The organism is Gilliamella sp. GillExp13, assembly GCF_001690815.1.
GTDB lineage: Bacteria > Pseudomonadota > Gammaproteobacteria > Enterobacterales > Orbaceae > Gilliamella > Gilliamella bombi.
In genome coordinates this window covers 18454-45362 of the sequence record NZ_LZHJ01000149.1, presented here as the reverse complement: position 1 = coordinate 45362, position 26909 = coordinate 18454, and the positions used below count along the sequence as shown (strand labels likewise).

Below are 26909 nucleotides of genomic sequence, written 5' to 3'. Positions count from 1 at the left end.
AAGTTTTTATTTGTTTACTCCTAGATTATTCCACATCTCAATTCAAATTTCGTATTATTATTTTCATTTTTTAATCTCAAGACGGTATAGAATCCTGAATATTTTTACAAAAATTGGATCAGCAACACTAATTTTTTGTTTGAAAATGTGTGCCATTGAAATATAAAACTTTGCTTTTTTATTGTTCAAATTTCCTTTAACATCTATATATTTGTATAAGATAAAATACGTGGAAATTATTCCATTAAATTGCATATATTATGAAAGCGATATTTTTCTTACTTTTTTTATTTAGTACCAATTTTGTAGAAGCAGCAACGGTTAGAATCCTTCCGCGCGTGGGTCACGATTACAACCCAATATATCCATCTTTATTAGGTTTATTTTTAGGACTTTTATTCTTGTTGGGTATATCGTCGTTAACAGAGGTGCTAGAGGAATTTAGCATAAATAGAGAAAAAATGCGAAAAGCAAAAGATACAATAAAAGATACTCTAAATAAAGAGGAACGTTTAGCTATAAATAATCAAAAAAAATTGAAAAGAGACCAAATAAAGAAAAACAGAAAAGAACAAATAAAAAAAATGCGTGAAGATAAACTAGCAAAAAAGAAAAGAAAAAAGCAATCCCAATAATCAATAAAAATATGTGTAAGTTATCATCACCGTTATTTTTAAAATATATGCTATAATGGCGCTTTATTTTTAATAAAAAGAGAGATTATTTTGCAGCAGTCGTTACAAGATTTTATTATTGATAAGATTGATGATCTAAAAGGAAAAGACATTGTTACCCTTGATGTTCGTGGCAAATCAAGTATTACCGATTATATGATTATTTGTACTGGCACTTCAAACCGTCATGTTTCCTCTATTGCTAACCATTTACTTGATGAAGCAAAAAAACAAGGCCATTTGGTGTTAGGTAGCGAAGGTAAAAGTGATGCCGATTGGGTCGTAGTTGATATGGATGCGGTCATTGTACATATAATGCAAGAAGAAAGCCGTCAGCTTTACGAACTTGAGAAGCTTTGGAGTTAATCACGTGAAGATACAGCTTATTGCTGTTGGCAATAAAATGCCAAACTGGGTTACCACTGCTTTTAATGATTATCAATCACGATTTCCTAAAGATATGCCTTTAGAGCTTATTGAAATCCCCGCTGGAAAACGTACCAAAAATGCAGATATTGTACGGATCTTAGATAAAGAGGGCGAAGCAATGTTAAGTGCCTGTGGTAAAGGCAATCGCATTGTGACTCTTGATATTCCAGGTAAACCTTACACAACGCATAATTTAGCTGAACAATTAGAACGTTGGAAAGTAGATGGCCGTGATGTGAGTTTATTGATTGGTGGACCTGAGGGGTTATCTCCTGCTTGCAAAGCGGCGGCGGAACAGAGTTGGTCACTGTCGCCACTTACCCTTCCTCATCCTTTAGTGCGGGTTATTGTAGCTGAAAGCCTTTACCGTGCATGGAGTTTAACCACTAATCATCCTTATCATCGTGAATAATAAAGTAAGGTAAATATGATGAGCGCAATTATTTTAGATTTGCAAATTGCTACAGAAGATAACAAAAATTTGCCTACCGAAGCGCAAATTATGCAATGGTTAGAGGTTATTTTACCTCAGTTTATGGATAACGCCGAGCTCACTATCCGTATTGTTGATAAACAAGAAAGTCAGCAATTAAATTGTACCTATCGTCATAAAGATAAACCAACTAACGTTTTATCTTTTCCGTTTGAATCCCCAATCGAGATCGATGTTCCTTTATTGGGTGATCTAATTATTTGTAAGCAAGTGGTTGAAGCTGAAGCTGAGCAACAACATAAATCATTAACTTCGCACTGGGCACATATGATTGTGCATGGTTGTTTACATTTACTCGGTTATGATCATATTCTTGACGAAGAAGCTGAAGAAATGGAAAATATCGAAATTGATATTATGCAACAATTGGGATTTGAAGATCCTTATCAACCCGTTGATGAATAAAAATACTCAATGGTCAGCTTAGTTCGATGGCAATTTAGCTAACTAAACAAAATATATAAAATAATTTAAATTAATAACAAAGTAAGAAAGGAAAAGAGCAAATGAGTGATGATCATCACTGGAGACCTAAAAAAGGGTTTGCATTATGGTTAAGTCAATTATTTAATTCGGAACCCAAAGATAAAGAAGAATTGATCGAAGTAATTCGCGAAGCCGAAGAAAACGAACTTATCGATCCTGATACCTTAGATATGATTGAAGGGGTAATGGATATAGCAGAACAACGCGTTCGCGATATTATGATTCCTCGCTCTCAAATTGTTACCATAAAAGACAATTATTCACTTGATGAGTGTCTAGATATTATTTCTGAACATGGGCATTCTCGTTATCCTGTTATTAGTGAAGATAGAGATCACATAGAAGGCATTTTATTGGCTAAAGATCTTTTGATTTTTATTCGCCAAGGTATTGATAATTTTGATCTCAAAAAAATTCTCAGACCAACCGTTGTTGTTCCCGAAAGTAAACGTGTCGATCATATGTTAAAAGAGTTTCGTATGCAGCGCTATCATATGGCAATGGCTATTGATGAATTTGGTGGTGTTTCGGGGCTTGTGACTATTGAAGATATTTTAGAACTCATCGTGGGCGATATTGAAGATGAGTATGATGAAGTTGAAGATCGCGATATTCGTCGCTTAACGCAATCGGTTTATACTGTGCGAGCCCTCACTCCTGTGGAAGATTTTAATGAAATATTTTCAACTGATTTTAGTGATGATGAGATGGATACCATTGGAGGGCTGGTAATGCAACATTTTGGACGCTTACCCTTACGCGGAGAAACCATTACCATTGACGGCTATCAATTTAAAGTTACCATTGCAGATCGAAGACGAATCATTCAATTGCATGTGACTATTCCTGATGGGGCTACCGCGCCTAATTTAGAGTTACCTGAAAATGCTTAAAAAGATATTATTAAGCCTAATTTTTGGTGGTATAGCAGTTTTTAGTTATGCTCCATTTCATATTTGGCCTCTAGCTTTTGTATCGTTTACTGGTCTTTTATGGCTTACTGCTGATAGATCTAAAAAACAAGCTATGTTATTAGGATTAAGTTGGGGCATTGGCTATTTTGCCGCAGGGATTCATTGGGTTTATATCAGTATTAAGCAGTATGGAGAGTTACCCGCTCTCATTGCTATTATCATTTTAGGTTTTTTAATCCTATATTTGTCGATCTATCCTATGCTATTTGCTTTTCTATTAAGGATAGCAAATCGTTTTGCTGGACAATTTTCATTTAAACAACTTGTACTTCTTGCTCCTGTGCTTTGGCAATTAACTGAATTCTTACGAGGGTATATTTTAACAGGATTTGCTTGGTTACAACTCGGTTATAGCCAACTTGATAGTCCGTTAAAAGGCTATTTTCCTGTATTGGGGATTGATGGTGTTAATTTACTGCTAACAATTTTGTGTGGATTATTTGTTTATTGCATAAAGACAATAAATAGCAAAACGCCAAAAATGCACACGCTTAGTGCATTTATTGCACTACTTGTGATCTTATTTGCACCAATTTTATTCAATAATATTAATTGGACTAAAGCTAATGATACTCGTTCAGCTAATTTTGTTTTAATTCAAGGAAATATTTCACAGTCAATACGTTGGACAAAAGAACAACTTAACAAAACATTACAAACCTATACAAAATTGACTAAACAAAACTTTGGTAAAGATAAAATTATCATTTGGTCAGAGGCCAGCATCACCGATTACGAAATAAATCAACAATCTTTTTTACAATATCTGGATAACGAAGCCCGAGCCCATGATTCTGAAATAGCTGTTGGTATTATTGATTATCGTTTTGGCGAAAATGGCTATCAATCTAATGGATATATCTACAATACTTTATTAGTATTAGGAGAAAAAGAGTCTTATCAATATCCAACTATCAACCGTTATAAAAAACACCATCTAGTGCCCTTTGGGGAGTTTACACCGTTAGAATCAGTACTTGAACCAATTGCTGAACTGCTCAATATTCCTATGTCCTCAATGAAATCTGGCGAAGCAAAACAACCTCAATTACAAATAAAAGGCTTTAAATTTACCCCAGCAATTTGTTATGAAGTGATTTTATCGAATTTAATGTGGCAAAATTTTACCCCAGATACTGATTTTTTACTTACTGTTTCAAACGATGCTTGGTTTGGTGATAGTATTGGACCTAAACAGCATTTACAAATGGCGCAAGCTAGAGCGCTTGAATTTGGTAGACCTTTAATTCGTAGTACTAATACAGGGATTACAGCAATTATTGATCCACATGGTAATATTGTTAAAAAATTACCGCAATTTGAAACAGGCGCATTATCTGCATCTGTATCACCAACAACCGGACTAACGCCTTATGCTATATGGGGGAATTGGCCTTATTTAGTTGTGATGGCATTAATGTTTATCTCACTTTTTATAAAAAAACGTTTATAGTTCACGATACTGGCATAATTATTGCTTAAATATAATTGGGTTTTAATAAGTCTTGATGTAATCAATAATCTAATATTGCGTTAATTGCTGGTTACATCTAGCTCCAATGATAGATAAATAAACAGTAAAAAGTACTTTTATGCTAAAAAATAAGTTATAATATATGCCCTTTGTAAAAATGTTAAAATTATTTAATATGATACAAAATAAACTGTAGGAGATGAGTATGAACAAAAAGACAAAATTAACCAAACTAGTGTTATCATTTGCAATGTTAGGTCTAGTGAGTAGTACCGCATTTGCCGATGAATTAACTGGTACACTAGCTAAAGTAAAAGAAAATGGTGTGATTGTCGTAGGACATAGAGAATCATCAGTCCCGTTCTCATATTATGGTGATAACCAAACAGTTGTTGGTTATTCTCAAGATTACTCAGATCTTATTATTAATGCGGTAAAAAAAGAGTTAAACATGCCTAACTTACAAGTTAAATACTTACCGCTGACTTCTCAAAACCGTATTCCACTTTTACAAAATGGTTCTTACGATTTTGAATGTGGTTCAACAACCAATAATCTTTCTCGTCAACAACAAGTTGATTTTTCAAATACAATCTTTATTGTTGGCACTCGCTTTTTAGTTAAAACTAATAGCAATATTAAAGATATTGACGATCTGAAAGGTAAAAATGTGGTCGTAACTTCAGGTACAACATCCGAAGTTATGCTCAACAAAATCAATACTGAAAAAGGGTTAAATATTCGTATTATTGCGACCAAAGATCATGGTGATGCATTTCGCACACTTGAAAGTGGACGAGCAGCAGCATTTCTTATCGATGATGCATTATTAGCAGGTGAGCGATCCAAAGCAAAAAAACCTGAACAATGGGAAATTGTAGGTACACCATTATCTTATGAAGCCTATGGTTGTATGTTGCGTAAACAAGACCCACAATTTAAAGCTTTAGTCGATAAAACTATTTCAGAAGCACAAACATCAGGTGTCGCCGAAAAGTCATATAACCGCTGGTTTAAACAACCTATTCCACCAAAAGGGTTAAATATGAACTTTGATATGTCTTCTGAGATGAAAGAACTTTTCGCTCATCCTAATGATAAAGCATTAGATTAATACACAGATATTTTCCCATAAGGACGTAGGCAACTGCGTCCATCATCTTATTTAGTACTATTACATTTTTTTACGTGTTGGAGTATTTATGACAACAAGTTGGAATTGGGGAATTTTTCTTCAACCAGCACCATTTGGGGATACAACGTATCTTGGCTGGTTGTGGTTAGGTTTCCAAATGACCATATTGCTAGTTATTACATCAGGAACTGTTGCCTTTTTGGTTGGTTCGCTATTTGGTGTGCTGAGAACATTACCTAACCGCTTTTTATCTGGCTTAGGTACATGTTATGTTGAGGTTTTTAGGAATATCCCGTTAATCATTCACTTATTCTTTTGGATTGAAGTTGTACCAGCGTTGGTACCAGAATCTATCCGTGACTGGTTATATAGTCTTGACCCTATGATATTTACTTTATTAATGTCAACCATAGGATTAGGATTATTCACAGGTGCACGTATATGTGAACAAGTGAGAGCTGCTATTCAGTCAATCCCTACAGGTCAGAAAAGTGCAGGAATTGCATTAGGATTAACCTTAAAACAAACTTATTTATATATTTTATTGCCAAACGCTTATCGACGTGTTCTACCACCGTTAACATCTGAAATATTAAATATGGTTAAAAACTCAGCTGTTGCCTCAACTGTTGGTTATATCGAATTAACCAAACAAGCAAACCAATTGCTTGAACACGCTGGCCAACCTTATGAATCATTCATAGCTATTACATTCGGGTATGTACTTATCAATGTAGTCATAATGTTTACTATGCAATATATTGAGAAAAAAGTACGACTTCCTGGCATATTGGGAGGTAAATCATGATGGATTTAGAATGGGGACAAATCCTACCTAATTTACCTTATATCATGAGAGGTATGTTATTAACTTTAGAGATAACACTTACCGCGGTGATTTTTGGTATTGTTTGGGGAACGCTACTTGCCATTATGCGACTTTCTTCGATTAAAGTGCTACATTGGTTTGCTTTATGCTATGTAAATATATTCCGTTCAATTCCATTAATGATGGTTTTGCTTTGGTTTTATTTACTTGTTCCTCAATTATTAGAAAAGATTTTAAATCTTCCGCCTACAACAGATATACGTTTCGTGTCGGCATTAATCGCTTTTGCTTTATTTGAGGCAGCTTACTATTCGGAAATTATTCGAGCTGGTATTCAAAGTGTGTCTAAAGGTCAAATCAGTGCATCATTAGCGCTAGGTATGACCAAAAGCCAAGCATTAAGAATGGTGATTTTACCGCAAGCATTTCGTATTATGGCGCCATTATTATTAACGCAAGGAATTATATTATTCCAAGATACAACACTTATTTATACATTAAATTTAGCTGATTTCTTCTATCGTGCGGTTAATATTGTAGGCAATAGAGATGGTTTAATCGTCGAAATGGTATTATTTACAGGAGCTGTTTATTTTGTTATTTGCTTCACCGTTTCACGTCTAGTTAATTATTTTAAGAAAAGGATTACTCGATGATCTCCTTAGAAAATATTTCAAAATGGTATGGACAATTTCAGGTATTAAAAAACTGCACCACTCGGGTTGGTAAAGGCGAAGTTGTTGTTGTTTGTGGCCCTTCAGGTTCAGGAAAATCAACCCTGATAAAAACTGTAAATTGTTTAGAGCCTGTACAAAAAGGCAAAATTATTATTGATGGAACAGAAGTTACAAATAAAGCGACTAACTTAGCTAAATTACGATCCAAAGTAGGTATGGTATTTCAACACTTTGAACTGTTTCCACATTTAACTATTTTAAAAAATCTAACACTTGCACAAATTAAAGTTTTAGGTCGAACAGACGAAGAAGCTCGAGAAAAAGCGCTTAATCTTTTAGAGCGTGTTGGTTTACTTGCCCATGCAGATAAATACCCTGCTCAGCTCTCTGGTGGTCAACAACAACGTGTAGCGATCGCTCGTGCGTTATGTATGGATCCTATTGTTATGTTGTTTGATGAACCAACCTCAGCACTAGATCCTGAAATGGTAAACGAGGTGCTAGATGTTATGGTTGAACTGGCTTATGAAGGTATGACTATGATGGTGGTTACTCATGAAATGGGCTTTGCGCGTAAGGTAGCCCACCGAGTTATCTTTATGGATGCTGGTGAAATTATTGAAGATACCTCAAAAGAGCAGTTTTTTACTAATCCACAATCAGATCGTGCTAAAGACTTCTTAGCTAAAATTATCCATTAATTTAATTATTACAGGGCTTTTAGCCCTGTTTTATTATTTCTTCCTCGAATTACACATCATCTTTCAAAAAATAAACTCAAATATGCTTATCAAAACAGAATCAGCTATTATTTTGCAATAAACTGACTAAACCACTATGTCTTTGCGTTTGTGATTTAATTGCTTGTAACAAGATAGCTTCAGTCGCATAAATTGAAACCGTTTTTTTAGCACGGGTAATAGCAGTATAAAGTAAAGAACGATTAAGTAACGGCGAATTATCAGTTGGTAAGATAATATTTACATCATCGAATTCTGAACCTTGTGATTTATGAATTGTCATGGCATAAGCCGTTTCATGTTCGGGTAATCGAAATGGAGAAAACCCTTTAATAGATCCATCAGCAAAAGGGAAATAAACACGCAATTTTGAACTATTATGCTCAGCTTTTAATGTAATGCCAATATCACCATTATATAGCCCTAATGAAGCACTATTACGTAATATCATGATGGGTCGACCAACATACCATGCTTCTTTATTTTTCAAATAAATTAATTTGTTTTTGGCTAAAAGTAATTCAATTTGTTTATTTAAACCTTCGACACCAAAATGTCCTTCTCTGACAGCACAAAGTAAGCGATATTCAGCAAATTTAGATAAAACCAACGCTATATCATTAGTTCCATTCTGCTTAATCACATTTAAATAATGTTTATAATGATTAATACTATCGTGTAAAATATCTTCATAAGCCTGTTGTGAAGAAAGAGCATGATACTGAATATCACTCAGTGATTCATCTAATAATAATTTTTTAACAGAAGTTGAGCTCCCAGCTTTGACTGCATTAGCCAACAAGCCAATACCAGATGATTCGTTAAAACGATAACTTTTTTGTAATAAACAAATGCTATCAGTAATTTTTGCTGTTTGCTGGCAAGCTGGTACATCATAACCAGTCAATTGACTTAGCTCTTTTGCCCGTGCTTCACTATAACCATGCGAAATAAAGGTACAAAGGTCACCAAACACGGCTCCGGCTTCAACTGATGAGAGTTGATCTTTATCACCTAACAAAATTAAACGAGCAGAATTAGGTAATGCTTCAATTACTCTTGCCATCATATTTAAATCAACCATAGATGCTTCATCAATGACTAACACATCGACATGCAATGGATTATTCTTATCATGCTTAAATGAACGATTATCTGCTTTTGCACCTAATAAACGATGTAAAGTGATTGCTTCTGCTTTTATATTTAGTGATGCAAAATCGAGTTGCTCGATTGTGCGACTCAGTGATTCGGTTAACCTTGATGCCGCTTTTCCTGTAGGTGCCGATGTAATAATTCGAGCATGCGGATTGGTTAACAAAATTCCGGCTAAAATTTTGGCAACAGTGGTTGTTTTACCTGTACCTGGTCCACCAGAAATAATAGCAACTTTGCGAGTTAACGCAGCAGCAACTGCTACTTTTTGCCAATCGATTTCGGTTTGATTCTGAATAAAAAGTTGATTAAGTACAGTGGTTAAATCAGTATTGTAGCTAAGTTCTTTATCTAAAGCTGTATGATTGAAATATTGAGCTACATTTTGTTCATCTGACCACATTCTTTGAAAATAAAGTTTATTTTCAATAAAAATAAGCGGAGACAAATTTGTTCCATCACTCACAACCTGACTATCATAAGCTTGTTCAAGAGCAATTTTCCAATCTTGCACATTTGGCGAATCTAATTGTAACCAAAGCTGTGATTCCATCGTTGATGCATCTAAATAAGCAAGATCTAGACAAACATGTCCCGATCTAACCTCTTTACTTAGTGATAGAACCAAAAAACTAAAACGTTTGATAGTAATATCATCATTTAACATTGCTTTATTCGTCAAAAACGTTGCCAAATGAATATCAAGCAAACTACTTTGGCTATCTTGTTTAAATTGGTTTAACCACTCGTTTAACATATTCTATTTCAGTTATTAACTTATTTATAAACCAATTATATCGTTAACTTTATCTTTTGGATAAGTCAGTTTAAAACTTAAGTTAAGATTTTTATTTTCACTTGGATTTAACTTAAATTTCCATGCTAATTCGCCAGTTTCTTTATTGTAGTTTGCGCCATCATATTTTGCATCATCAAGTGAAACTGATTTATTGACTATCGTCGGTAGTTGATCATAAACAACAATATCAATAGGTAGTATTTTGGTATTTTTTACATCAATGGTATAAGCATATTTTTGTGAAATGTCATTACCAAATAACGAAGGTTTTGATGTTTCATTAACATTACGGTTACGTGAAATAAAAATATTTTTATCTTTTCCTAAAGATATATCGAGGGTTTCTTTTAGATCTTTAGTGGTAATAAAGCTTTCGCCAACATAATTACCATTAAAAAAGACTGTCGACCTTCCTGGTAAAAGATTAAGCTTATCCCAATCAATAATTTGTGCTTGTAAGTACACACTGTTATCTAATTTAGGAATAGCAATATAATGATATTCTGCTTGAACTTCTTTATTTTGTAATGTAAGGATATTATTCTTACTATTAGATTTAATAGTATAAGGTAATTTAACCTCAAAGCGAGTATTAATACCCAATGTATTGGTTAATGTATTATCATCATTAGCGTAAACTGATCTTGACTTTCTTGCACTGATTTCATCGTAATCTTTCTCACTCTTAGTGAAAAAGAACCCACCTTTTTCAGTATACATGTCAATATACCAAGGAGCTAAATCTGGAGCAGTTATGCCTTCACTTGGCTTAGAAGTTGATAAACTGAAATCAACATTTTGCCAATCTAAACCACTATTTTGATAAATATCGGCTTTATATGTTAGTTGTAACGGAGCACTGACATCAGCAACACGCACATCATAAATCGGCGCCCAACCAGCTTTATTCGTAACATAGGACAAGGTAACTGGTAGTGTAACATCTTTATCAGAATAAATTTTCACGATAATTGCATTGGTTGTGTTTTTTATCAAAGCTTTCTGTTTATCGATCTTATCTTGACATTGTGCTATTTGTTCTTCTATTTGATTGACTTCTTTTTGGAGTCTGTTTTGTTCGTTTAATGTCGAAACTAAATTGCTCTTAACAAAATCCAAAGTATTTTTCATCTCATTAAAATTATCATTTGCATTTTTAACTAATTGCTCCAAACGATTGCCTTGTAAAAGGTTAACTTGTTCAGATACGGCTTTTAATTGCACTTCAGTGGTATCAAATTTTTCTTGTAACTGTTTTAACTCATTAAGTAAAGGCTTAATATCTTCACTTTCTTTATTATCACCTTCATAACTATCATCTAATGACGTTGACAATACTTTTACATTAGCATTATTACCAAATCCCACATTAATTGAATTAGTTTTGACACCATCAGCAATTCCTGTCAATAAAATTTCATTTTCCCCTTTGGTTAACGACACCGTTGATTGCCCTTGTAATTCTGCACCTTGCAAAAAAAGCGTGACTTTATTAAGTGTTACATTATTGTTTGCAAAAACACTGCTAGAAGCAAATGCAATTAAAAAAGCTAATTTCTGAATTTTCATATATTTCCTTTGAAGTAAAAACTAATTATAACTATTTAAATATAATTATGTTATAAGTTAAACGGCACATAATTCTCTTTAACAATGGTAAAAGAGTCGTTATTTTATCTGTTTAATTGCTATTAATTTTAACATAGTTGTAAAAAAAATAAATTATTTTACGTTTAATATATTGAACAAAAAATAAAAATGATTTATATTTTGTTTAAAATAAAAAACAAAATAAGGGGACTATATGAGTAACTTCAGTTATCTAAAAAAAGCAATCAAACGTAAGAATATATCTTTACAGACTGTAGCCGATGCTTGCCAAATGACTAAAGGTTATCTTAGTCAACTCATTAATGATAAAATTAAAAATCCAAGTGCACAAAAATTACAATCACTCCATCAATATTTACAAATTGAAGAACCAACCAAAAATAAAAAAGTGGGTGTGATTTTTGGCAAATTTTATCCTTTACATACTGGGCATATTTATCTTATTCAACGAGCAATTAGTCAGGTTGATGAGTTATATGTTATTCTTTGTTCTGATACTCAACGCGACGAAGCGCTTTTTAAACAAAGTGCTATGTCTCGCCAACCAACTATTAATGATAGAATTCGTTGGCTACTGCAAACTTTTAAATATCAAAAAAATATCCACATTGAATTATTAGAAGAAGACGGCATTCCAGCTTACCCAAATGGCTGGCATGAGTGGAGTGAACGAGTAAAGAAACTATTTCAAGAAAAAGGCATAAAACCAGATTATGTTTACTCAAGTGAACCGCAAGATGTCGCTATGTATAAAGATTTGTTTGATCTAGAAACTGTCTTAATTGATCCAAAACGACAATTTATGCAAATAAGTGGTACTCAAATCCGTCAAGCACCGCTGAAAAACTGGCAATACATTCCAACCGAAGTTAGACCTTTTTTTGTTAGAACCATTGCCATTTTAGGGGGAGAATCTAGTGGTAAATCAACTTTAGTTAATAAACTAGCAAACGTATTTAACACAACCAGTGCATGGGAATATGGTAGGGATTATGTATTTTCTCAACTTGGCGGGGACGAACGCGCATTACAGTATGCTGACTACGATAAAATCGCATTAGGGCATGCACAATATATCGATTTTGCCATAAAACATGCCAATAAAGTTTCGTTTATTGATACCGATTTTGTGACAACTCAAGCTTTTTGTAAAAAATATGAAGGTAAAGAACATCCATTTTTACAAGCTATGATCAATAACTATCGTTTTGATTTAGTGATTTTACTCGGTAATAACACGCCATGGGTCGCTGATGGTTTACGTCATTTAGGCAGTCCAAAACAACGTAAAGATTTTCAAAAACTATTAATAACGTTATTAGAAAAAAATAATATCAAATATATAGAAATAGAATCTCCCGATTACGAAGAACGTTATTTACGCTGCATTGAACTAGTTAATCAACTTATTAATGATGAAGAGTAATAAATTATGAATAAATTAAGCAATCTTGCCATTTTAATTGGACGTAATAAATTCTATCCATTTTTTTGTATATTATGTGTAACACTAGCATTTTTATACACTGACCCATTTACTGAATTTGATTTACGCTACGCTACTTCTTACATAGGCGCTTTTTGCGGTCTGCTATGCGTTATCTTATTAGCAAAACGTAAAAACATGGGAAATGTATTAGGTATGTTTGCCGTTGTTGCAGAATGTTGTGCTAATATTCTTGGCGGCAATATTGGTGCAGGACTACCGCCAATCTACTATTTTTGTTCACACATCTATGGTTTATTCACTTGGCAAAAGAACCTTGATAATAATAAAAACGTTAAAGTTCGCTCACTCAATGAAACCACATTTTTATATACAATCATATTTCTTATTATTGCCGCTTTTATTAATATTTATTTAACGGATAAAATTGGTGCAACTAATACAACCTACCAACTAATAACTAACTGTTTTATATTTGGTCTAGGCATTGTTGCTCAATTATTATTGATGATGCGATATGCGTTTAACTGGTATTTATGGGTTATATTAAATGTACTGGTAATTGGTTTAAATATCTATACCGACAATATCATTATCGCAACACAATATTTAATCTATCTGTTTAATGCCATTTATGGAATTTGTGAATGGAAACGCTCTGAGCAGCCAGAGTAAATATTCCAATTTTGTTAAAAAGTTTCAGGAAAGACTGTGTTTAAGTATAAAAATAGAAAATAAGTGCTTTATTTTCTATTTTTTATTTGAGATGCAGTCTAATTATTCAACATCCCCTTTAACCAAAGGCACGAATATAACCTCGCCCATATTTTTAGCTACAAAATTATCTCCATCACGCTCAATTAATTGTAAAACCTGTTTATTTTCGCCAACAGGAATAACTAAACGTCCTTTATCGGCTAACTGTCCTAGTAAGCTTTGTGGCACTTCAGATGCGGCGGCTGTAACAATGATGCCATCAAATGGTCCACGTTCAGGCCAACCTAACCAACCATCACCATGGCGTGTTGCAATGTTATGAATATCAAGTTGCTTTAAACGGCGTTTGGTATTCCATTGTAGACTTTTTATTCGTTCTACCGAGCAGACATTTTCGACTAACTTTGCTAAAACAGCCGTTTGATATCCCGACCCTGTTCCAATTTCAAGTACTTTTGAATTAGGCTCTAATTTTAATAGTTCAGTCATCTTTGCTACGATATAAGGCTGAGAAATAGTTTGACCGTTTCCTATTGGCAATGGACGATTATCGTAAGCTTGATGCGAAAGCGCCTCATCAACAAAATGTTCACGAGGAATTGACGCAATAGCATCTAAAACGCGCTCGTCTTTTATTCCTTGTTGCCGTAAGAATTCAATTAGGGATTGCATTTTTAGATTTTGCATTTGGGCTACTCATTTTCTATTATTAGTTCACGTATCACACTTGTTGCATAACAACCTGATGGCAAATAAAAATTGAGTTCGAGACTATGCTCATCTAACCATTGCCAATTAAGCTGCTCTGCTCGTAACAATATTGACCGTCTTGCTGTTTCTACTCGCTCTTTTTTAAATAGATCATTAAATTCAGACCAACTTTCTAAACATTTTTGCTCAAACTCCAGCGCATCAAATAATGTACCTAGTGGTGAATCCCCCACCATTGGTGCAGTAATATTGATCTCGCCTTGTTCTAAACGCATTTGTAACTGAACTAATTCGCCTGCTTGAGCAATAAACCAGCTACCACGGTGCGCTAATTGTAATATATCGCCATTGAGCACGGTTTGATGCAAACTTTGGGTAATGCGTTGACTGACAATATTATTAAAAATCGCACTTCGCGCCGCAGAAAGATAAAAGCTACGTTTTTTTCGATCCTTAACCGAAATTTCGCCATTGGCCCATTTTATAGCCTGAGTAATATTATTTTCATCACGACCAAAACGCTGCTCACCAAAATAATTAGGCACACCATGCTGTTTGATTAATGCTAGTTTAGATTCAATTTCAGATTGACTATTTAACGATTTTAAAATTATTTTAAAATAATTACCTTTTAATGCGCCAATTTTTAATTTTTTATTATGCCGTGTGACTTTTAATATTTTACAACCCGCCAAATTAAATGCAGAAAAGTCTGGTGTTTGTTGACCTGGCATATGTAAACTGAACCACTGCTCAGTCACCGCTTGGCGATCTTTCAAACCGGCATAACTTACTAGCTTGGTTGAAATTTCCACATATTTAGCCAACTGCTCAGCCACGAAAATGGTATTACAATCACGTTTTTGCAAAAAAACTAAAACATGTTCGCCTTCACCAGTCAACTCAAAGCCAAGATCTTCTGTCACATTAAAATCTTCGTATTGTTGCTTGTATTGTCCTTTAGTGGTCGGTTTGCCATATAAATAATTAAGTTGTGCTAACACTATTATTGCCTATTGTATAATTTAAACTGTTTCGGATTTTTTACTTAATAACACTACCGCTTGGCAAGCAATGCCTTCTTTACGCCCAGTAAAGCCTAATTGTTCAGTTGTTGTTGCTTTTACACTAATTTGTTCAAAATGAACTTTCAGATCTTCTGCTATATTAACTCGCATTTGATCAACATGCGGTCGCATTTTAGGTTCTTGGGCAATAATAGTAGTATCTAAATTAACTAATTCATAACCTTTAGCTTGAACAAGGGTATACACCTCTTTCAATAATATTCGACTATCTATACCTTTATATTTAGGATCTGTATCAGGAAATAGCTTACCGATGTCACCTAATGCCAATGCGCCAATTAAAGCATCGGTTATTGCATGTAACACAACATCACCATCAGAGTGAGCAACAAGGCCATATTGATAAGGAATTTTTACCCCAGCAAGAGTTATAGGACCCTCTCCACCAAACTTATGAACATCAAATCCATGACCTATTCTCATACTTTTACCTATTTGGAATCTGTTTTAGTTAAATAAAAAGTAGCCAATGCTAAATCTTCAGGACGGGTTATTTTTATATTATCCCCACGACACTCAATTAATAAAGGATGCCCACCACAATACTCAATGGCTGAAGCTTCGTCAGTGATGGCAACATGATCATTTAGAGCTTGTTGCAAACATGATTTTAGTTCGCCAGCATTAAACAGTTGAGGAGTAGCAGCGCCCCATAAATAAGTCCGATCTTCAGAATAATCAATAATGGTATCATTATTTTGACAAGCTCGCTTAATCGTATCACTAACACGAGTGGCTAATATACCGCCTTGTTTTTTAGTTGTTACTGTTTCAATCAGCCGAGTAATATCACAATGAGTCACACAAGGTCTTGCCGCATCATGAACTAAAGCCCACTGTTCATCATTTAGCAATTTTAATCCGGCTAAAACAGAATCAGCTCGAGTTTTGCCACCTAAAGCAACTTTAATCTTATCGTGCTGAGCAATTGAAAGGGTATTAAATATATTATCTTCTGAGCTAATCACAACAATAACTTGAGCGATTTGAGGATGCGTTAATAATTTATTTAGAGTATGTTCTAAAACGGTCTTCGAACCAACTTTTAGATATTGTTTAGGGATTTGACTATTCATACGGCAACCAACTCCTGCTGCCGGTACAATAGCAATGATATCATTAAGATTATTCAAGTTATGCATTATCGTTTTTTAGTATCCGAATCAATTATAATTCGATAAAAATATTCATCAGGTTTAACCATACCCAAATGACTACGAGCACGCTCTTCTATTGCCTCATAGCCACGTTGCAAATCGTTAATTTCAGCAAACATCTGTTCGTTACGAGTCTTTAACTTCTCATTATCGGCACGCAAACTGACTAACATTTCTACATTATCTTGATAATCGTACACATTATTTTTGCCATACCATAAAGAATATTGCAGATAACCCAGTACAGCTAATAACAATAAAGGTAGCTTCCATCTTCTCATGAATTTAGTATTATCCTTTATCTATATGCATTTAACTGGTTTTGGTAAGCCTGCAAGTTTAGTTGCTTGTTTAGCAGGACCGTCTGGAAATAATTTATACAAATAACGACTATTACCCTTTTCTGCACCAAACTTTTTTTCCATTGCTTTGACTAAAGCTCGAATAGCTGGTGAGGTTTTATATTCTAAGTAAAAATCACGAACAAATAAAATAACCTCCCAATGGGCATCGGTTAATTCAATGGACTCTTTGGCTGCCAATTCTGGAACTAAATCAACAGTCCAATCCTGCCAATTTTTTAAATAGCCTTTCTCATCAGTTTCTATCTGCTCTAACATTTTTTCAAAGTACGTTATTTTATTTGTGTTGTATTATACTCAATTAATCAAAATCCAACACTAATTTTGCAGGCAAATACGTTATTGTTTGTTTAATTCCTTTAAAATTTGATGAAATTTAAAGCAAACGATAAAAAAAATTAAAATAGCTATTTACAAATAAGCAAGTCTACTTTATTATTCACAGCCATTGCGGAAGTGTGGCTGAGCGGTTGAAAGCACCGGTCTTGAAAACCGGCGAGGGGCGACCCTCCCAGAGTTCGAATCTCTGCGCTTCCGCCATCTTCTTATTGTGGCAGATTCCACAGTTGCCCATAGAAGTACACTTAAATCTGCTCTTTAAACGTCCACCGAAATATACTCGAACCATTTTATATTTTTCATCAAATACTGTGACTATCCCCTAAAATAATACAGCAAAAAAGTAGAAGATTCTCTCTGATAAAAAAAAGGAATTTAATTATGAAAAATTAGTTCCGTTGCCAATATCTTTTGACTATGGTTTATATCAGATCGTTCTCTCATTCTTTGTTAAAGGAACGTTCTTCTTCAAAAAGAAGATGCTTTAGTTTCTTTGATTCTTAAAAATATTTAGAAATATCAGTACACTGTGTTACCCTGAATCTCTTCACTATATTCTATGCTATATCAATTTTACACCAGAGGGGTTTTTTAACTTACTTTCCATAAGGTTAATATCAAATACTGGAATGTCATTTACAAGAAGGCGTTTGAAATTGGTAAAGGAAATGTTTCCGAATGCTGACGTTTTCTCTATGTATGGTTTAAGTGAATGTAAAAGGTGTTCTTACATCCCTCCTGATAGATTAGAAGAGAAAATTGATAGCGTAAGTATTGCAATTCCTAATTTAGAAATAGGAATTTTTGATGAAAATAACCAGTTGTGTTAATTTGGGAAAACAGGACAAATTGTTATTAGGAGCTTAACTGTCATGGAAGGTTATTTAAATAATAGCGATACAACAATAAAAAGAATAAAACCACATCCAATATATGGAAGTAAAAGCCTATATACAGGTGATTATGGCTGGCTCGATTCTGAAGGTTTTTTATATTTGGAAGGAAGGGAAGATGATATTTATAAAATGAGAGGGAAAAAAATAATTCTAAGTGAAATTGAAAAAGCATTCTTACAAATTAGTGAAGTTAACGAATGTACAATTATGGCTTTAAAAAGAATAAATATAGATGATCTCATTCTTATTGCTTATGTAGTTGTTAATAATAAATTGATTCGTCTTGAATATGTTAGATAATAAAGTATTAATTCAATGAATTTAGAACACAAAAATGAAGGGATAAACAATGAAAAAAATTTTTAACCGTATTGATTGCTGGATTTTTAATGATTGGCTGTGATGACAAACCAACTGAAAACAAAACGCAACAACCAACAGCAGCTTCAGAAGTTAAATCTTCTGATTCTAAAAAGACTGAAGATGTTTCACGGCAATTTGCACTGAAAGCACGTAATGGCTAGAGGTTTTTAATGCTAATGTCTCCCAAGCTGCTGATGAATTAAGAGGGCGAGGCAATATGACTTCTTCTCTTTATCATCTTGATAGCAGTGTTAAGGATTTTTTAAGAGGTCTCAGTGATAAAAACGGTAAAATTGATGTCAATTATGTAAAAAAAATCCAACGAAACTTTTTATCGGCTATCACCCAGAACCAAAGGAGCTTAATGAATATAAACAATTGATTACTGAGTTATTAGCATTTAAACCGGAGTTACCCGAACTTGATGCCGCAGGCAAATCATTAAGTGATAAATATATTGAAATAGGATTAGCTTATGACCAGATAGCTAAATATTATTTAAATAATGAGTACAAATTGGATGACTTTGCCAAATTACCTAAACTGTTAAATAATCTGAACACGCTTTATAACCAGTATGTTGAAGCAAAAAGTGTGGCTTTAGCGGCTTACGGAAAATTATACGAAGAAACCCACGCATTTCAAAAATCAGAAATAAAAAACAAAAGGTTAACACTTAACTATAATTGCATGGAAATCATGGATTTATCTGAAGATATTGTTGCGTTAATCAATGAAAACTTTACCGAAGACAACCAGTTTAAAAATCTCGATAAATCAGCCCTTGAACAAAAAATTCAACAAATAGAATCCATAGCCAATGAATTAATGACGAATAAAGGCAAAAATAAATTAATTAAGCAACAAGGTTTAAATGATATGTATTATGACCGTTTTGTTGATCGTTTACCTGGATTGATTAATCAAATGAAAGTAGTTCTAAAAAATTTACAGACCAATACTATAGAAAGAGAAGTTGATTCTTTGAATAGGGAACTTAAAAGTATAATTAACGACTATAATCAAATAATCAATTAAAAATAGGTAAAGATCGTTTCATTGCTAATATTCTCGTCATTATCAATGACAATAAATAGTGGTATAAATAAAAGCGGTGTAAATATTACATCGCTGTTTTTTTAACTTTATAGTAAATGAGAAGGACAAGTAATTAACAGTAATTATCAAAATACTACTGTTTAGTCAAACCTGGATTCATTTGTTTACATCAACAACAAATCGCCCTTTTATTTGCCCTGCAATCATTTTATTTGCCACCTCAACACAATCATTTAGTGTGATTGTATTACTAATATGAGATAACACTTTCTCATCCAGATTGTGTGCCAATAAATTCCATGCTGCCACACGTTTATCATAATTTGCCATCACACTATCCACCCCAGCTAACGAAACACCTCTTAAAATAAACGGCGCGACCGTTGCTGGTAAGTCCATGCCTTGAGCAAGACCACAACACGTCACAATGCCGCCATATTGAGTTTGGGCACAAGCATTTGCTAAAGTGTGCGAACCAACCGCATCGACAACAGCTGACCACAGTTCTTTTTGTAATGGTTTACCTGTTTCTTTTAAGGTTTGACCATCAATAATATTTACTGCGCCAAGTTGTCGTAAATAATGATCTTCTTCAATTTTACTCGTTGATGCGGTGACTTGATAACCAAGTTTAGTAAGTAATGCAACGGCAATTGAGCCAACTCCACCACTAGCACCTGTTACCAAAACCATACCATCTTGTGGTTTTACATCGAAATCAACAATACGTTGGACACAAAGGCCTGCTGTATAACCTGCTGTACCAATTGCCATTGCTTGATAATCTGTAAATTTGTTGGGCAAGGGTATTAGCCAATCAGATTTTAAATAAGCATATTGTGACAAACATCCCCAATGAGTCTCGCCACACCCCCATCCATTTAATACAACTATATCGCCTTTTTGATAACGACCACTACGACACTCTAGCACAATACCAACACCATCAATACCTGGTACCATTGGCCACTGTCTAACAACAGGACTTTTATTAGTTAAAGCTAGCGCATCTTTATAGTTAATACTTGAATAGGTTATTTGGATCAAGGTATCACCTTCTTGCGCTAATAACTGCTGTTTACTAATACTCTTTAAGGAGCATGAAAACCCCGTTTTTTCTTCTTTCGATAAAACAATGGCATTAAATGGCATAGTGTCTCCTCATCACATATAGTATCGGAACATCTAAATAATATAAGAAACCGCTTAAATATTAGATGTTTTTTTAATAATAAAGAACCATTCAAGAAAAAGCAATGTGATATGTTTGGTTGTGAGGAATAAATAAAAACTGAGCTGATAATAACAAATTACCATGCTCAGTTATAAATCAGAGTTACCAATTAAGGCTTGAATACTTAATTTTTAGTCGTATCATTTTGCTTTTTCTGCGCGGCTGATGAAACCGCGCCAATAAACACAACATCACTTGATGAGTTCAATGCGGTTTCAACCGAATCTTGAATAACGCCAATTGCAATTCCAATGCCAATCACTTTGGCTGAAATTTCGTTAGGTATACCAAACATACTACAAGCGACAGGAATAAGCAGTAACGATCCACCCGCAATCCCTGATGCACCACAAGCACATACTGAAGTTACAATACAAAGTAATACCGCAGAATAGATGTCAACATGTATACCAGCACTAGCTGGCATTGAGTTGACGGTGGCTAGAGTTAAAACTGTTATAGTAACGGCAGCGCCCGACATATTAATTGCGGCGCCTAACGGTACTGCAACAGTATAGGTATCTTCATCCATGTTATATTTTTACAGATTTCAATATTCACTGGAATATTAGCCGCAGAGCTACGCGTAAAGAAAGCAGGTATAGCACTTTCTTTTAAAGAGGTAAACACAAGCTGATAAGGGTTTTTTCGCATAACTAAATAGGCAAGTAATGGATTGATAACTAATGCAACAATTAACATACAAGAAACTAATACAACCAATAAATGGGCATACTTGTACAGTTCATCAAAACCTGTTTCGGCTAATATTGAAGCGACAAGTCCAAATATACCCAAAGGGGCAAATCGGATAATAACTCTTACAATAAAAGAAATAGCATAAGACAGATCATTCATCATTGTTTTAGTACTTTGGCTAGCGTGTCTTAATGCCAAACCGATACCCCCCCAAAAAATGATAAGCCCAATATAATTTGCATTAATTAGTGCATTTATCGGATTGTCGATCATTTTTTCTAATAAGGTTTTTAAAACAGCAGCAATACCACTAGGCGGTGTAAGTTCAAGGTTATTTAACGTATGCTGCTCTTTGCTACCTAACGATTGTTGTAAAATATTATCGGCTGTGACATTGTTCCAATTCAAAGAAGTAAAAATCACTTCGGCTTTCGCTAAGTTAGCATTCATAAATATTTTCCTTAATTTGTACTGCCAAAATATGTTTACACGGCCATTTTTTGAGTTGATGATTCAGATACCATGAGCAAGTACATTGTGCTGTTAATTTACTATTCTTCCTAACAAAACGGACACGATAGTCCTCGTTATTTGAGCAAACCATCCATGTGTTTTCATCAATTCGATCAATATATTCAATCAATTTATAGGCCGATTTTAAACGCGGATTATCTTTGATAAGTCGATTAGGATCTTCTGGCAATTGACGATGAAAATAGCCATTCTGGTGTACATCAAAACCCAGCTTACCTGAAATAGCCAGATACGCCAGTGAACTATTAATGCACTGAGTATTTAACCCTGTTTTTATCGCTAGCTGAGTCAGATCAATCAGTGAATCAAATTGTAAAATAGATTGAACAAGTTGAGCATTTTGTAATTGCTGTTTTGGTGCAAGCAGCTCAAGTAAGGCACCTTCGCCAGAATAGCCTTGCCATGGCTGTGCAGTTAAGCTCAAAGTAAGTCTTGCACCGTCGAGTTCAACTTCAACCATGCAGGGTCCTTGTTCACCACTTGCTAGCTGATAAAAAGTTAAACGCTTAATATTGGTCATTAATCGCTTAAGTGCACTTAACCGGTGTAGCCCCGAAATATACACACTATCGAGACCGCCTTGAGCCATCAATTTAATACCAGTATTAGATGGCACTAGCCAGCTTGATTGATGTTTACTAGTCACGGTTGGCAATCCTGCAATAAAGGTTTGTGCTTGTATTCCCGTTACCGTAAAAACAGCGGCCATTTTGGTATGAATTTCAGCTACATTACCTAGTGCTCTAATCCACCTATCCGGCATTGCAACAGGGCGCTCAATAATGGCCTTTATTCCAATTACATCTTTATCTTGTTTTTGGATATGGCGCATAGCCAAACCTTGATTACCAATATTGAGATGAAGTTTGTCTCTATTATTAACCTGAGTTAGCGCTTGCCTTAAGCTAATACCTATATCTACATTGGTTGTACCTCGTAATATTTGTCCATCAAACCCTTGTTGTAACAAATCTAAACGGGCATAAACACTATTGCAGGCAGAAAAAACCTCTGCTCTTAATTGATTTTTTTGTGCAGATAAAATTGGATCACGCAAAGACACCGGCACTGGTTTAAAATATCGGGTCGAGGTAATATCAGCTAAAACCAGTAGAGATCTAGCAAGAATCTGTGGGTAAAGTGCATAACCAGCAAAAAATTGAGGGTTTTCAATAATTCCATCCGGTGTTAAAGCAGACGATAACGCTAAGGCTAATGTGCCATCAGTAAGTTTTGATTGCTGAGAAAACCTCAATATAAATCATCCTAACACATTAAAATAGACAAAATATCATGCTAATGAGTATAAAATAAGCAAAATATATTGTCTATATTTGATGTTTTTTGCTAATTGTTGATGAAAAATTTTATTGTTTTACCAACGCTATCTAAATGATTTCTGCAACCGGTGATCCTGCGTTAACATAATTGCCTTCTTTGAGTATTTGTTTTAACACACCATTTCGATGTGCAATAACTTGAACTTCCATTTTCATGGCTTCCATAATAGCAATGACATCGCCTGCGTTTACGCTTTGATTATCATTGATCACCCATTTAAAAAGACTACCAGAAACAGGTGACTGGACAATTAATTCAGATAATTCTTCTTTCACGTTTGAAGATGTATCTAAATTAGCTTCCGTTTGCAAGGATAACCCTGTAAATAGTTGTGCAGGTAAACCGAGTTTACAACGTTTACCGTCAATCTCAATAAATGTGTGTGTCAACGCTGCTTCTTTTTGTGGTATTTGCCTTTTGGCTGGTGCTATTGTTGTAGTAAATTCAGTTTCAATCCAACGTGTATGTAATTTAAAATCATCACAAAAATCGGAATGTTCAATAACCGCACGATCAAATGGCAACACACTAGCTACCCCTTCAATAGCAAACTCAGCCAAAGCACGGCGAGCTCTAGCAATGGCATGTTGTCGATTATTACCAACAATAATCAATTTTGCCATAAGGGAATCAAACGTTGCTGGAATTGTTGAACCAGCCATCACCCCACTGTCTATGCGTACACCAGGACCAGTTGGTACATCAAAACGTGTAATAGTGCCAGCTACAGGTAAAAAACCGTTAGCTGCGTCTTCGGCATTGATACGAAATTCAATGGCATGAGCTCTAGGTGCAGGTGTTTCATCTATACTCAGAGGTAAACCTTGGGCAATGCGCAGTTGCTCAATAACAAGATCGACGCCTGTAGTTTCTTCTGTTACTGGGTGTTCAACTTGTAATCTTGTATTAACTTCTAAAAAAGATAACTTACCATCTTGGCTAAGTAAAAACTCAACTGTCCCTACGCCTACATAGTTTGCTTTAGCGCAAATATCAATCGAAGATTGAATAATTTGCTGTTCTAATTGATCTGTTATAAAAGGTGCTGGAGACTCTTCAATTAATTTTTGATTACGTCGTTGTAATGAACAGTCACGTGTACCAACGACAACAATATTACCTAATGTATCAGCAATAACTTGTGCTTCAACATGCCGAGGATTATGCAAAAATTGTTCAATAAAACACTCACCACGCCCAAAAGCCGTTGTAGCTTCACGAACTGCGGAATGATAAAGTTCTTCTACTTCGTCCATTTGCCAAGCTACTTTTAAACCTCGACCACCGCCACCAAATGCGGCTTTAATAGCAATTGGTAAACCATGGGCATGCGCAAACTCAATAACCTCTTTGGCATTTTTTACAGGCTCTTTTGTACCAACAACCAAAGGAGCTCCCACTTGCAACGCAAGCTGTCTTGCTTTGACTTTATCACCCAATATTTCAATCGTTTCAGGCTTGGGGCCTACCCAAATTAAACCTGCATCTTGTACTGCTCTAGCAAATTCAACACGTTCAGATAAAAAACCATAACCTGGATGAACCATGGTGGCTCCTGATTTTTTAGCTATTGCGATAATTTTATCAATATCTAAATATGTATCGCTAGGTACATTGCCTGTTAATCCATAAGCTTCATCAGCCATTTGTACATGAAGTGCATCAATATCAGCATCGGCATAAATTGCAACAGATAACAAGCCTATATCACGGCAAGCGCGAATAATACGTACAGCAATTTCACCTCGATTAGCTATCAATACTTTATGTGTTGTATTTTTATTATTTTCAGACATGATCAACATCACTCCCTTCAAATTCTTTAAACATCCCTATAGGATTAAACTTTATTTTAGCATTGACTGGAATTTGACCTGCTAAATCTAAATGATAATTACATACTGCACCAATAACAGGATAACCTCCTGTTAAAGGGTGATCATTCAAAAATAATACAGGTTGTCCATTAGCTGGTATTTGTATTGATCCAATACAGGTACCTTCACTAGGTAATTCTTGTTGTTTTTCACGAATTAACGATTCCTTGCCAGATAAACGCAAGCCAATACGGTTAGAAGCTGGAGTAACCAACCACAACTGTGAAGTAAGAAGCGCTATCGATTGCTGAGTAAACCAATCGGTACGTGGTCCAAGCACAATATCTAACACTACTATATCATCACTAGTTGGGTAATTAATCATAGGAGTTTCTGATAATGATACTGGATTTAACGTTTTTGCTTGCTTAATCGCCAACATTTGACCCGATTTTAGTGGTAAGGGCCCAACTTGTGCAAGCGTATCAAAAGCACAACTGGTTAAAATAGGTGTTACTTGAAAACCGCCACGCACTGCTAAATAACTACGAACACCACATTTTACATTACCTAAACGGATAATATCACCTGCTTCTAATTGAATTGCCCGATACATAGGAGAAGTATAGGTTTCAGCTTGGATGGTGGTTATTGTGATCTCACATATAGCACCCGTCACAGCAACTAACATTGGTCTATTTATTTGGGCGCTAAAACCACCTTGGGTAATTTCTAACACTGGTTCATTAATTGAATTACCTAACACGCGGTTAGCACTGTGTAATGCGTTTTTATCCATCGCTCCCGATTCAGAAATGCCCAATACAGCTTGTCCAATTCGACCATTGTCTTGAAACAATGTTTGCAATCCTGTCGTTAATACTGTTATATCTTGTTGCTGTTCAACAAGGTTATCTTGTTTTTTAGTTGCTGATAAATGCGCAGGTAAATGATAAGTTGTTTTCGATTGGCTCACATCAATAAAATTAACCCGAGTACCAGGTTTGAACAGCGCTGGCTCATCACGATAAATATCCCAAACTGCCGTATCTGTAATGCCAATCAATTGCCAACCACCAGGGCTTGCTTGTGGGTAAACACTACTAAATTCCCCTGCTACAGCAACTGATCCTGCTGGAATGCGGACTCGTGGCGAGTTTCGACGTGGTACATTAAGCTGAGCTGCTTTTGATACCATATAAGCAAACCCTGGTGCAAAGCCACAAAAAGCCACTTGATACTCGTTATCAGTGTGCCTTGCAATGACTTCGGCAACCGTTATGCCTAGATAGTCTGCCACTTGAGGTAAATCTTCACCATTATAGCGAACTGGTATTGTTACCAATTCGCCAGATTGCATAACACTTGCCGAAATATCTAATTGAGCAATCTGCTCAGCAAGTATATTAGCATTGGTTACAATGGGGTTATAACGGATTAATAGGGTTCGTGCCGCTGGGATTATTTCTTTGATATGCCAATCAGCAATAACACCTTGAAGCACATCAGTAAGTGCCATGGTTTGCTCAAGGCTGTTTAATTCTACGATAAACGCATCGATATTAACGGGTAAAAATCGCATTAAGTACCTCGAAATATGATCAACATCCAATCACTAACAATACATATTTTATATTGTTTGGTCATATTAAAGACCAAGTTTATAGCC

Annotated in this window: 27 protein-coding genes, 1 tRNA gene and 1 pseudogene; 16 read left to right on the top strand and 13 right to left on the bottom strand. The window is 34.8% G+C overall.

The window, feature by feature from the left end; all coding sequences use genetic code 11:
• Nucleotides 1-260 precede the first annotated feature (260 nt).
• The 10 genes from A9G37_RS10465 (at nt 261) to A9G37_RS10420 (ending at nt 7872) form a co-directional block, all read left to right on the top strand.
• On the top strand, nt 261-635 hold the full coding sequence (locus tag A9G37_RS10465; protein ID WP_034909987.1) for a hypothetical protein: 375 nt from the start codon (nt 261-263) through the stop codon (nt 633-635).
• A gap of 87 nt (nt 636-722) precedes the next feature.
• Entirely contained in the window at nt 723-1040 is a 318-nt protein-coding gene (gene rsfS, locus A9G37_RS10460) for a ribosome silencing factor (RefSeq protein ID WP_034909992.1), read from the top strand.
• Between the two features lie 4 nt (nt 1041-1044).
• Nucleotides 1045-1515, top strand: coding sequence for a 23S rRNA (pseudouridine(1915)-N(3))-methyltransferase RlmH (rlmH, locus tag A9G37_RS10455; protein WP_034909993.1), 471 nt, complete (start codon nt 1045-1047; stop codon nt 1513-1515).
• Between the two features lie 18 nt (nt 1516-1533).
• Nucleotides 1534-2001, top strand: a complete 468-nt coding sequence (ybeY, locus tag A9G37_RS10450; protein ID WP_065575469.1) for an rRNA maturation RNase YbeY — start codon at nt 1534-1536, stop codon at nt 1999-2001.
• A 101-nt stretch (nt 2002-2102) separates the two neighbouring features.
• Nucleotides 2103-2975 carry a CNNM family magnesium/cobalt transport protein CorC gene (gene corC / locus A9G37_RS10445; protein WP_065575468.1) on the top strand — a complete coding sequence of 291 codons (873 nt, stop codon included), beginning with the start codon at nt 2103-2105 and terminating at the stop codon, nt 2973-2975.
• Nucleotides 2968-4509 carry an apolipoprotein N-acyltransferase gene (lnt, locus tag A9G37_RS10440; RefSeq protein WP_065575467.1) on the top strand — a complete coding sequence of 514 codons (1542 nt, stop codon included), beginning with the start codon at nt 2968-2970 and terminating at the stop codon, nt 4507-4509. Before corC ends, lnt begins: the two co-directional genes overlap by 8 nt.
• A 226-nt stretch (nt 4510-4735) precedes the next feature.
• Entirely contained in the window at nt 4736-5644 is a 909-nt protein-coding gene (locus tag A9G37_RS10435) for a glutamate/aspartate ABC transporter substrate-binding protein (RefSeq protein ID WP_034910003.1), read from the top strand.
• 88 nt (nt 5645-5732) lie between these two features.
• Nucleotides 5733-6473, top strand: a complete 741-nt coding sequence (locus tag A9G37_RS10430) for an amino acid ABC transporter permease (RefSeq protein WP_034910007.1) — start codon at nt 5733-5735, stop codon at nt 6471-6473.
• Nucleotides 6470-7150: a glutamate/aspartate ABC transporter permease GltK gene (gltK, locus tag A9G37_RS10425; protein ID WP_065575466.1), complete on the top strand. Its 681-nt coding sequence runs from the start codon at nt 6470-6472 to the stop codon at nt 7148-7150. The genes A9G37_RS10430 and gltK overlap by 4 nt, the downstream gene beginning before the upstream one ends.
• Nucleotides 7147-7872: an amino acid ABC transporter ATP-binding protein gene (locus A9G37_RS10420; RefSeq protein WP_034910011.1), complete on the top strand. Its 726-nt coding sequence runs from the start codon at nt 7147-7149 to the stop codon at nt 7870-7872. The genes gltK and A9G37_RS10420 overlap by 4 nt, the downstream gene beginning before the upstream one ends.
• Before the next feature lie 100 nt (nt 7873-7972).
• Here the strand turns inward: A9G37_RS10420 and recD are convergent, their stop codons facing one another.
• A complete protein-coding gene (gene recD / locus A9G37_RS10415) occupies nt 7973-9823 on the bottom strand; it encodes an exodeoxyribonuclease V subunit alpha (RefSeq protein ID WP_065575465.1) in 1851 nt (616 codons plus the stop codon).
• Nucleotides 9824-9847: 24 nt separating this feature from the next.
• Nucleotides 9848-11434: a DUF4139 domain-containing protein gene (locus A9G37_RS10410; protein WP_065575464.1), complete on the bottom strand. Its 1587-nt coding sequence runs from the start codon at nt 11432-11434 to the stop codon at nt 9848-9850.
• Nucleotides 11435-11669: 235 nt separating this feature from the next.
• On the opposite strand from A9G37_RS10410, the gene nadR reads away from it, so the two are divergent.
• Both nadR and pnuC read left to right on the top strand, forming a co-directional pair.
• A complete protein-coding gene (gene nadR / locus A9G37_RS10405; protein WP_034910013.1) occupies nt 11670-12902 on the top strand; it encodes a multifunctional transcriptional regulator/nicotinamide-nucleotide adenylyltransferase/ribosylnicotinamide kinase NadR in 1233 nt (410 codons plus the stop codon).
• A 6-nt stretch (nt 12903-12908) separates the two neighbouring features.
• Complete coding sequence (gene pnuC, locus A9G37_RS10400) at nt 12909-13598, top strand: nicotinamide riboside transporter PnuC (RefSeq protein ID WP_034910015.1); 690 nt, start codon at nt 12909-12911, stop codon at nt 13596-13598.
• A gap of 102 nt (nt 13599-13700) precedes the next feature.
• Here the strand turns inward: pnuC and A9G37_RS10395 are convergent, their stop codons facing one another.
• From A9G37_RS10395 to A9G37_RS10370, 6 genes are read right to left on the bottom strand one after another with little or no spacing between them, the layout of a single operon-like run.
• Nucleotides 13701-14327 carry a protein-L-isoaspartate(D-aspartate) O-methyltransferase gene (locus tag A9G37_RS10395; protein ID WP_034910017.1) on the bottom strand — a complete coding sequence of 209 codons (627 nt, stop codon included), beginning with the start codon at nt 14325-14327 and terminating at the stop codon, nt 13701-13703.
• A 5-nt stretch (nt 14328-14332) separates the two neighbouring features.
• Nucleotides 14333-15358 (bottom strand): tRNA pseudouridine(13) synthase TruD, encoded by a 1026-nt coding sequence (truD, locus tag A9G37_RS10390; protein ID WP_034910020.1) that lies wholly within the window; start codon nt 15356-15358, stop codon nt 14333-14335.
• A gap of 18 nt (nt 15359-15376) precedes the next feature.
• Complete coding sequence (ispF, locus tag A9G37_RS10385) at nt 15377-15862, bottom strand: 2-C-methyl-D-erythritol 2,4-cyclodiphosphate synthase (RefSeq protein WP_034910022.1); 486 nt, start codon at nt 15860-15862, stop codon at nt 15377-15379.
• An 8-nt stretch (nt 15863-15870) separates the two neighbouring features.
• Complete coding sequence (ispD, locus tag A9G37_RS10380) at nt 15871-16581, bottom strand: 2-C-methyl-D-erythritol 4-phosphate cytidylyltransferase (protein ID WP_065575463.1); 711 nt, start codon at nt 16579-16581, stop codon at nt 15871-15873.
• Nucleotides 16581-16877 carry a cell division protein FtsB gene (gene ftsB / locus A9G37_RS10375; protein WP_034910028.1) on the bottom strand — a complete coding sequence of 99 codons (297 nt, stop codon included), beginning with the start codon at nt 16875-16877 and terminating at the stop codon, nt 16581-16583. Before ftsB ends, ispD begins: the two co-directional genes overlap by 1 nt.
• Before the next feature lie 21 nt (nt 16878-16898).
• Nucleotides 16899-17216: a TusE/DsrC/DsvC family sulfur relay protein gene (locus tag A9G37_RS10370; protein ID WP_065560941.1), complete on the bottom strand. Its 318-nt coding sequence runs from the start codon at nt 17214-17216 to the stop codon at nt 16899-16901.
• Nucleotides 17217-17410: 194 nt separating this feature from the next.
• Here A9G37_RS10370 and A9G37_RS10365 point away from each other — a divergent pair.
• The 4 genes from A9G37_RS10365 to A9G37_RS10355 all read left to right on the top strand — a co-directional run bounded on the left by A9G37_RS10365 (nt 17411) and on the right by A9G37_RS10355 (nt 19594).
• Nucleotides 17411-17498: transfer RNA gene (locus tag A9G37_RS10365), tRNA-Ser, on the top strand.
• Nucleotides 17499-18169: 671 nt separating this feature from the next.
• A complete protein-coding gene (locus tag A9G37_RS10360; protein ID WP_065575462.1) occupies nt 18170-18493 on the top strand; it encodes an AMP-binding protein in 324 nt (107 codons plus the stop codon).
• Between the two features lie 89 nt (nt 18494-18582).
• Nucleotides 18583-18717 carry a hypothetical protein gene (locus A9G37_RS13260; RefSeq protein ID WP_255306897.1) on the top strand — a complete coding sequence of 45 codons (135 nt, stop codon included), beginning with the start codon at nt 18583-18585 and terminating at the stop codon, nt 18715-18717.
• 172 nt (nt 18718-18889) lie between these two features.
• Nucleotides 18890-19594 (top strand): DUF3829 domain-containing protein, encoded by a 705-nt coding sequence (locus A9G37_RS10355; RefSeq protein WP_081297734.1) that lies wholly within the window; start codon nt 18890-18892, stop codon nt 19592-19594.
• Between the two features lie 177 nt (nt 19595-19771).
• On the opposite strand, the gene acuI is transcribed toward A9G37_RS10355, so the two are convergent.
• The 5 genes and pseudogenes from acuI to A9G37_RS10325 form a co-directional block, all read right to left on the bottom strand.
• Nucleotides 19772-20767: an acrylyl-CoA reductase (NADPH) gene (acuI, locus tag A9G37_RS10350; protein WP_065575460.1), complete on the bottom strand. Its 996-nt coding sequence runs from the start codon at nt 20765-20767 to the stop codon at nt 19772-19774.
• Nucleotides 20768-20973: 206 nt separating this feature from the next.
• Nucleotides 20974-21875, bottom strand: a pseudogene (sstT, locus tag A9G37_RS13690) (serine/threonine transporter SstT); the annotation flags it as partial.
• Between the two features lie 112 nt (nt 21876-21987).
• Complete coding sequence (locus tag A9G37_RS10335) at nt 21988-23337, bottom strand: SWIM zinc finger family protein (RefSeq protein WP_218059372.1); 1350 nt, start codon at nt 23335-23337, stop codon at nt 21988-21990.
• 133 nt (nt 23338-23470) lie between these two features.
• Nucleotides 23471-25219, bottom strand: coding sequence for an acetyl/propionyl/methylcrotonyl-CoA carboxylase subunit alpha (locus A9G37_RS10330; RefSeq protein WP_065575456.1), 1749 nt, complete (start codon nt 25217-25219; stop codon nt 23471-23473).
• Entirely contained in the window at nt 25212-26822 is a 1611-nt protein-coding gene (locus A9G37_RS10325; protein ID WP_065575455.1) for an urea amidolyase family protein, read from the bottom strand. The genes A9G37_RS10330 and A9G37_RS10325 overlap by 8 nt, the downstream gene beginning before the upstream one ends.
• Nucleotides 26823-26909 lie beyond the last annotated feature (87 nt).

What these genes read in the sequence shown, in the direction of transcription:
- A9G37_RS10465 (WP_034909987.1), top strand. Translation starts at nt 261, where the DNA reads ATGAAAGCGATATTTTTCTTACTTTTTTTATTTAGTACCAATTTTGTA.
- ybeY (WP_065575469.1), top strand. Translation starts at nt 1,534, where the DNA reads ATGAGCGCAATTATTTTAGATTTGCAAATTGCTACAGAAGATAACAAA.
- corC (WP_065575468.1), top strand. Translation starts at nt 2,103, where the DNA reads ATGAGTGATGATCATCACTGGAGACCTAAAAAAGGGTTTGCATTATGG.
- lnt (WP_065575467.1), top strand. Translation starts at nt 2,968, where the DNA reads ATGCTTAAAAAGATATTATTAAGCCTAATTTTTGGTGGTATAGCAGTT.
- A9G37_RS10435 (WP_034910003.1), top strand. Translation starts at nt 4,736, where the DNA reads ATGAACAAAAAGACAAAATTAACCAAACTAGTGTTATCATTTGCAATG.
- A9G37_RS10430 (WP_034910007.1), top strand. Translation starts at nt 5,733, where the DNA reads ATGACAACAAGTTGGAATTGGGGAATTTTTCTTCAACCAGCACCATTT.
- gltK (WP_065575466.1), top strand. Translation starts at nt 6,470, where the DNA reads ATGATGGATTTAGAATGGGGACAAATCCTACCTAATTTACCTTATATC.
- A9G37_RS10420 (WP_034910011.1), top strand. Translation starts at nt 7,147, where the DNA reads ATGATCTCCTTAGAAAATATTTCAAAATGGTATGGACAATTTCAGGTA.
- recD (WP_065575465.1), bottom strand. Translation starts at nt 9,823, where the DNA reads ATGTTAAACGAGTGGTTAAACCAATTTAAACAAGATAGCCAAAGTAGT.
- A9G37_RS10410 (WP_065575464.1), bottom strand. Translation starts at nt 11,434, where the DNA reads ATGAAAATTCAGAAATTAGCTTTTTTAATTGCATTTGCTTCTAGCAGT.
- nadR (WP_034910013.1), top strand. Translation starts at nt 11,670, where the DNA reads ATGAGTAACTTCAGTTATCTAAAAAAAGCAATCAAACGTAAGAATATA.
- pnuC (WP_034910015.1), top strand. Translation starts at nt 12,909, where the DNA reads ATGAATAAATTAAGCAATCTTGCCATTTTAATTGGACGTAATAAATTC.
- A9G37_RS10395 (WP_034910017.1), bottom strand. Translation starts at nt 14,327, where the DNA reads ATGCAAAATCTAAAAATGCAATCCCTAATTGAATTCTTACGGCAACAA.
- ispF (WP_034910022.1), bottom strand. Translation starts at nt 15,862, where the DNA reads ATGAGAATAGGTCATGGATTTGATGTTCATAAGTTTGGTGGAGAGGGT.
- ispD (WP_065575463.1), bottom strand. Translation starts at nt 16,581, where the DNA reads ATGCATAACTTGAATAATCTTAATGATATCATTGCTATTGTACCGGCA.
- ftsB (WP_034910028.1), bottom strand. Translation starts at nt 16,877, where the DNA reads ATGAGAAGATGGAAGCTACCTTTATTGTTATTAGCTGTACTGGGTTAT.
- A9G37_RS10370 (WP_065560941.1), bottom strand. Translation starts at nt 17,216, where the DNA reads ATGTTAGAGCAGATAGAAACTGATGAGAAAGGCTATTTAAAAAATTGG.
- A9G37_RS10360 (WP_065575462.1), top strand. Translation starts at nt 18,170, where the DNA reads ATGGAAGGTTATTTAAATAATAGCGATACAACAATAAAAAGAATAAAA.
- A9G37_RS13260 (WP_255306897.1), top strand. Translation starts at nt 18,583, where the DNA reads ATGATTGGCTGTGATGACAAACCAACTGAAAACAAAACGCAACAACCA.
- acuI (WP_065575460.1), bottom strand. Translation starts at nt 20,767, where the DNA reads ATGCCATTTAATGCCATTGTTTTATCGAAAGAAGAAAAAACGGGGTTT.
- A9G37_RS10330 (WP_065575456.1), bottom strand. Translation starts at nt 25,219, where the DNA reads ATGTCTGAAAATAATAAAAATACAACACATAAAGTATTGATAGCTAAT.
- A9G37_RS10325 (WP_065575455.1), bottom strand. Translation starts at nt 26,822, where the DNA reads ATGCGATTTTTACCCGTTAATATCGATGCGTTTATCGTAGAATTAAAC.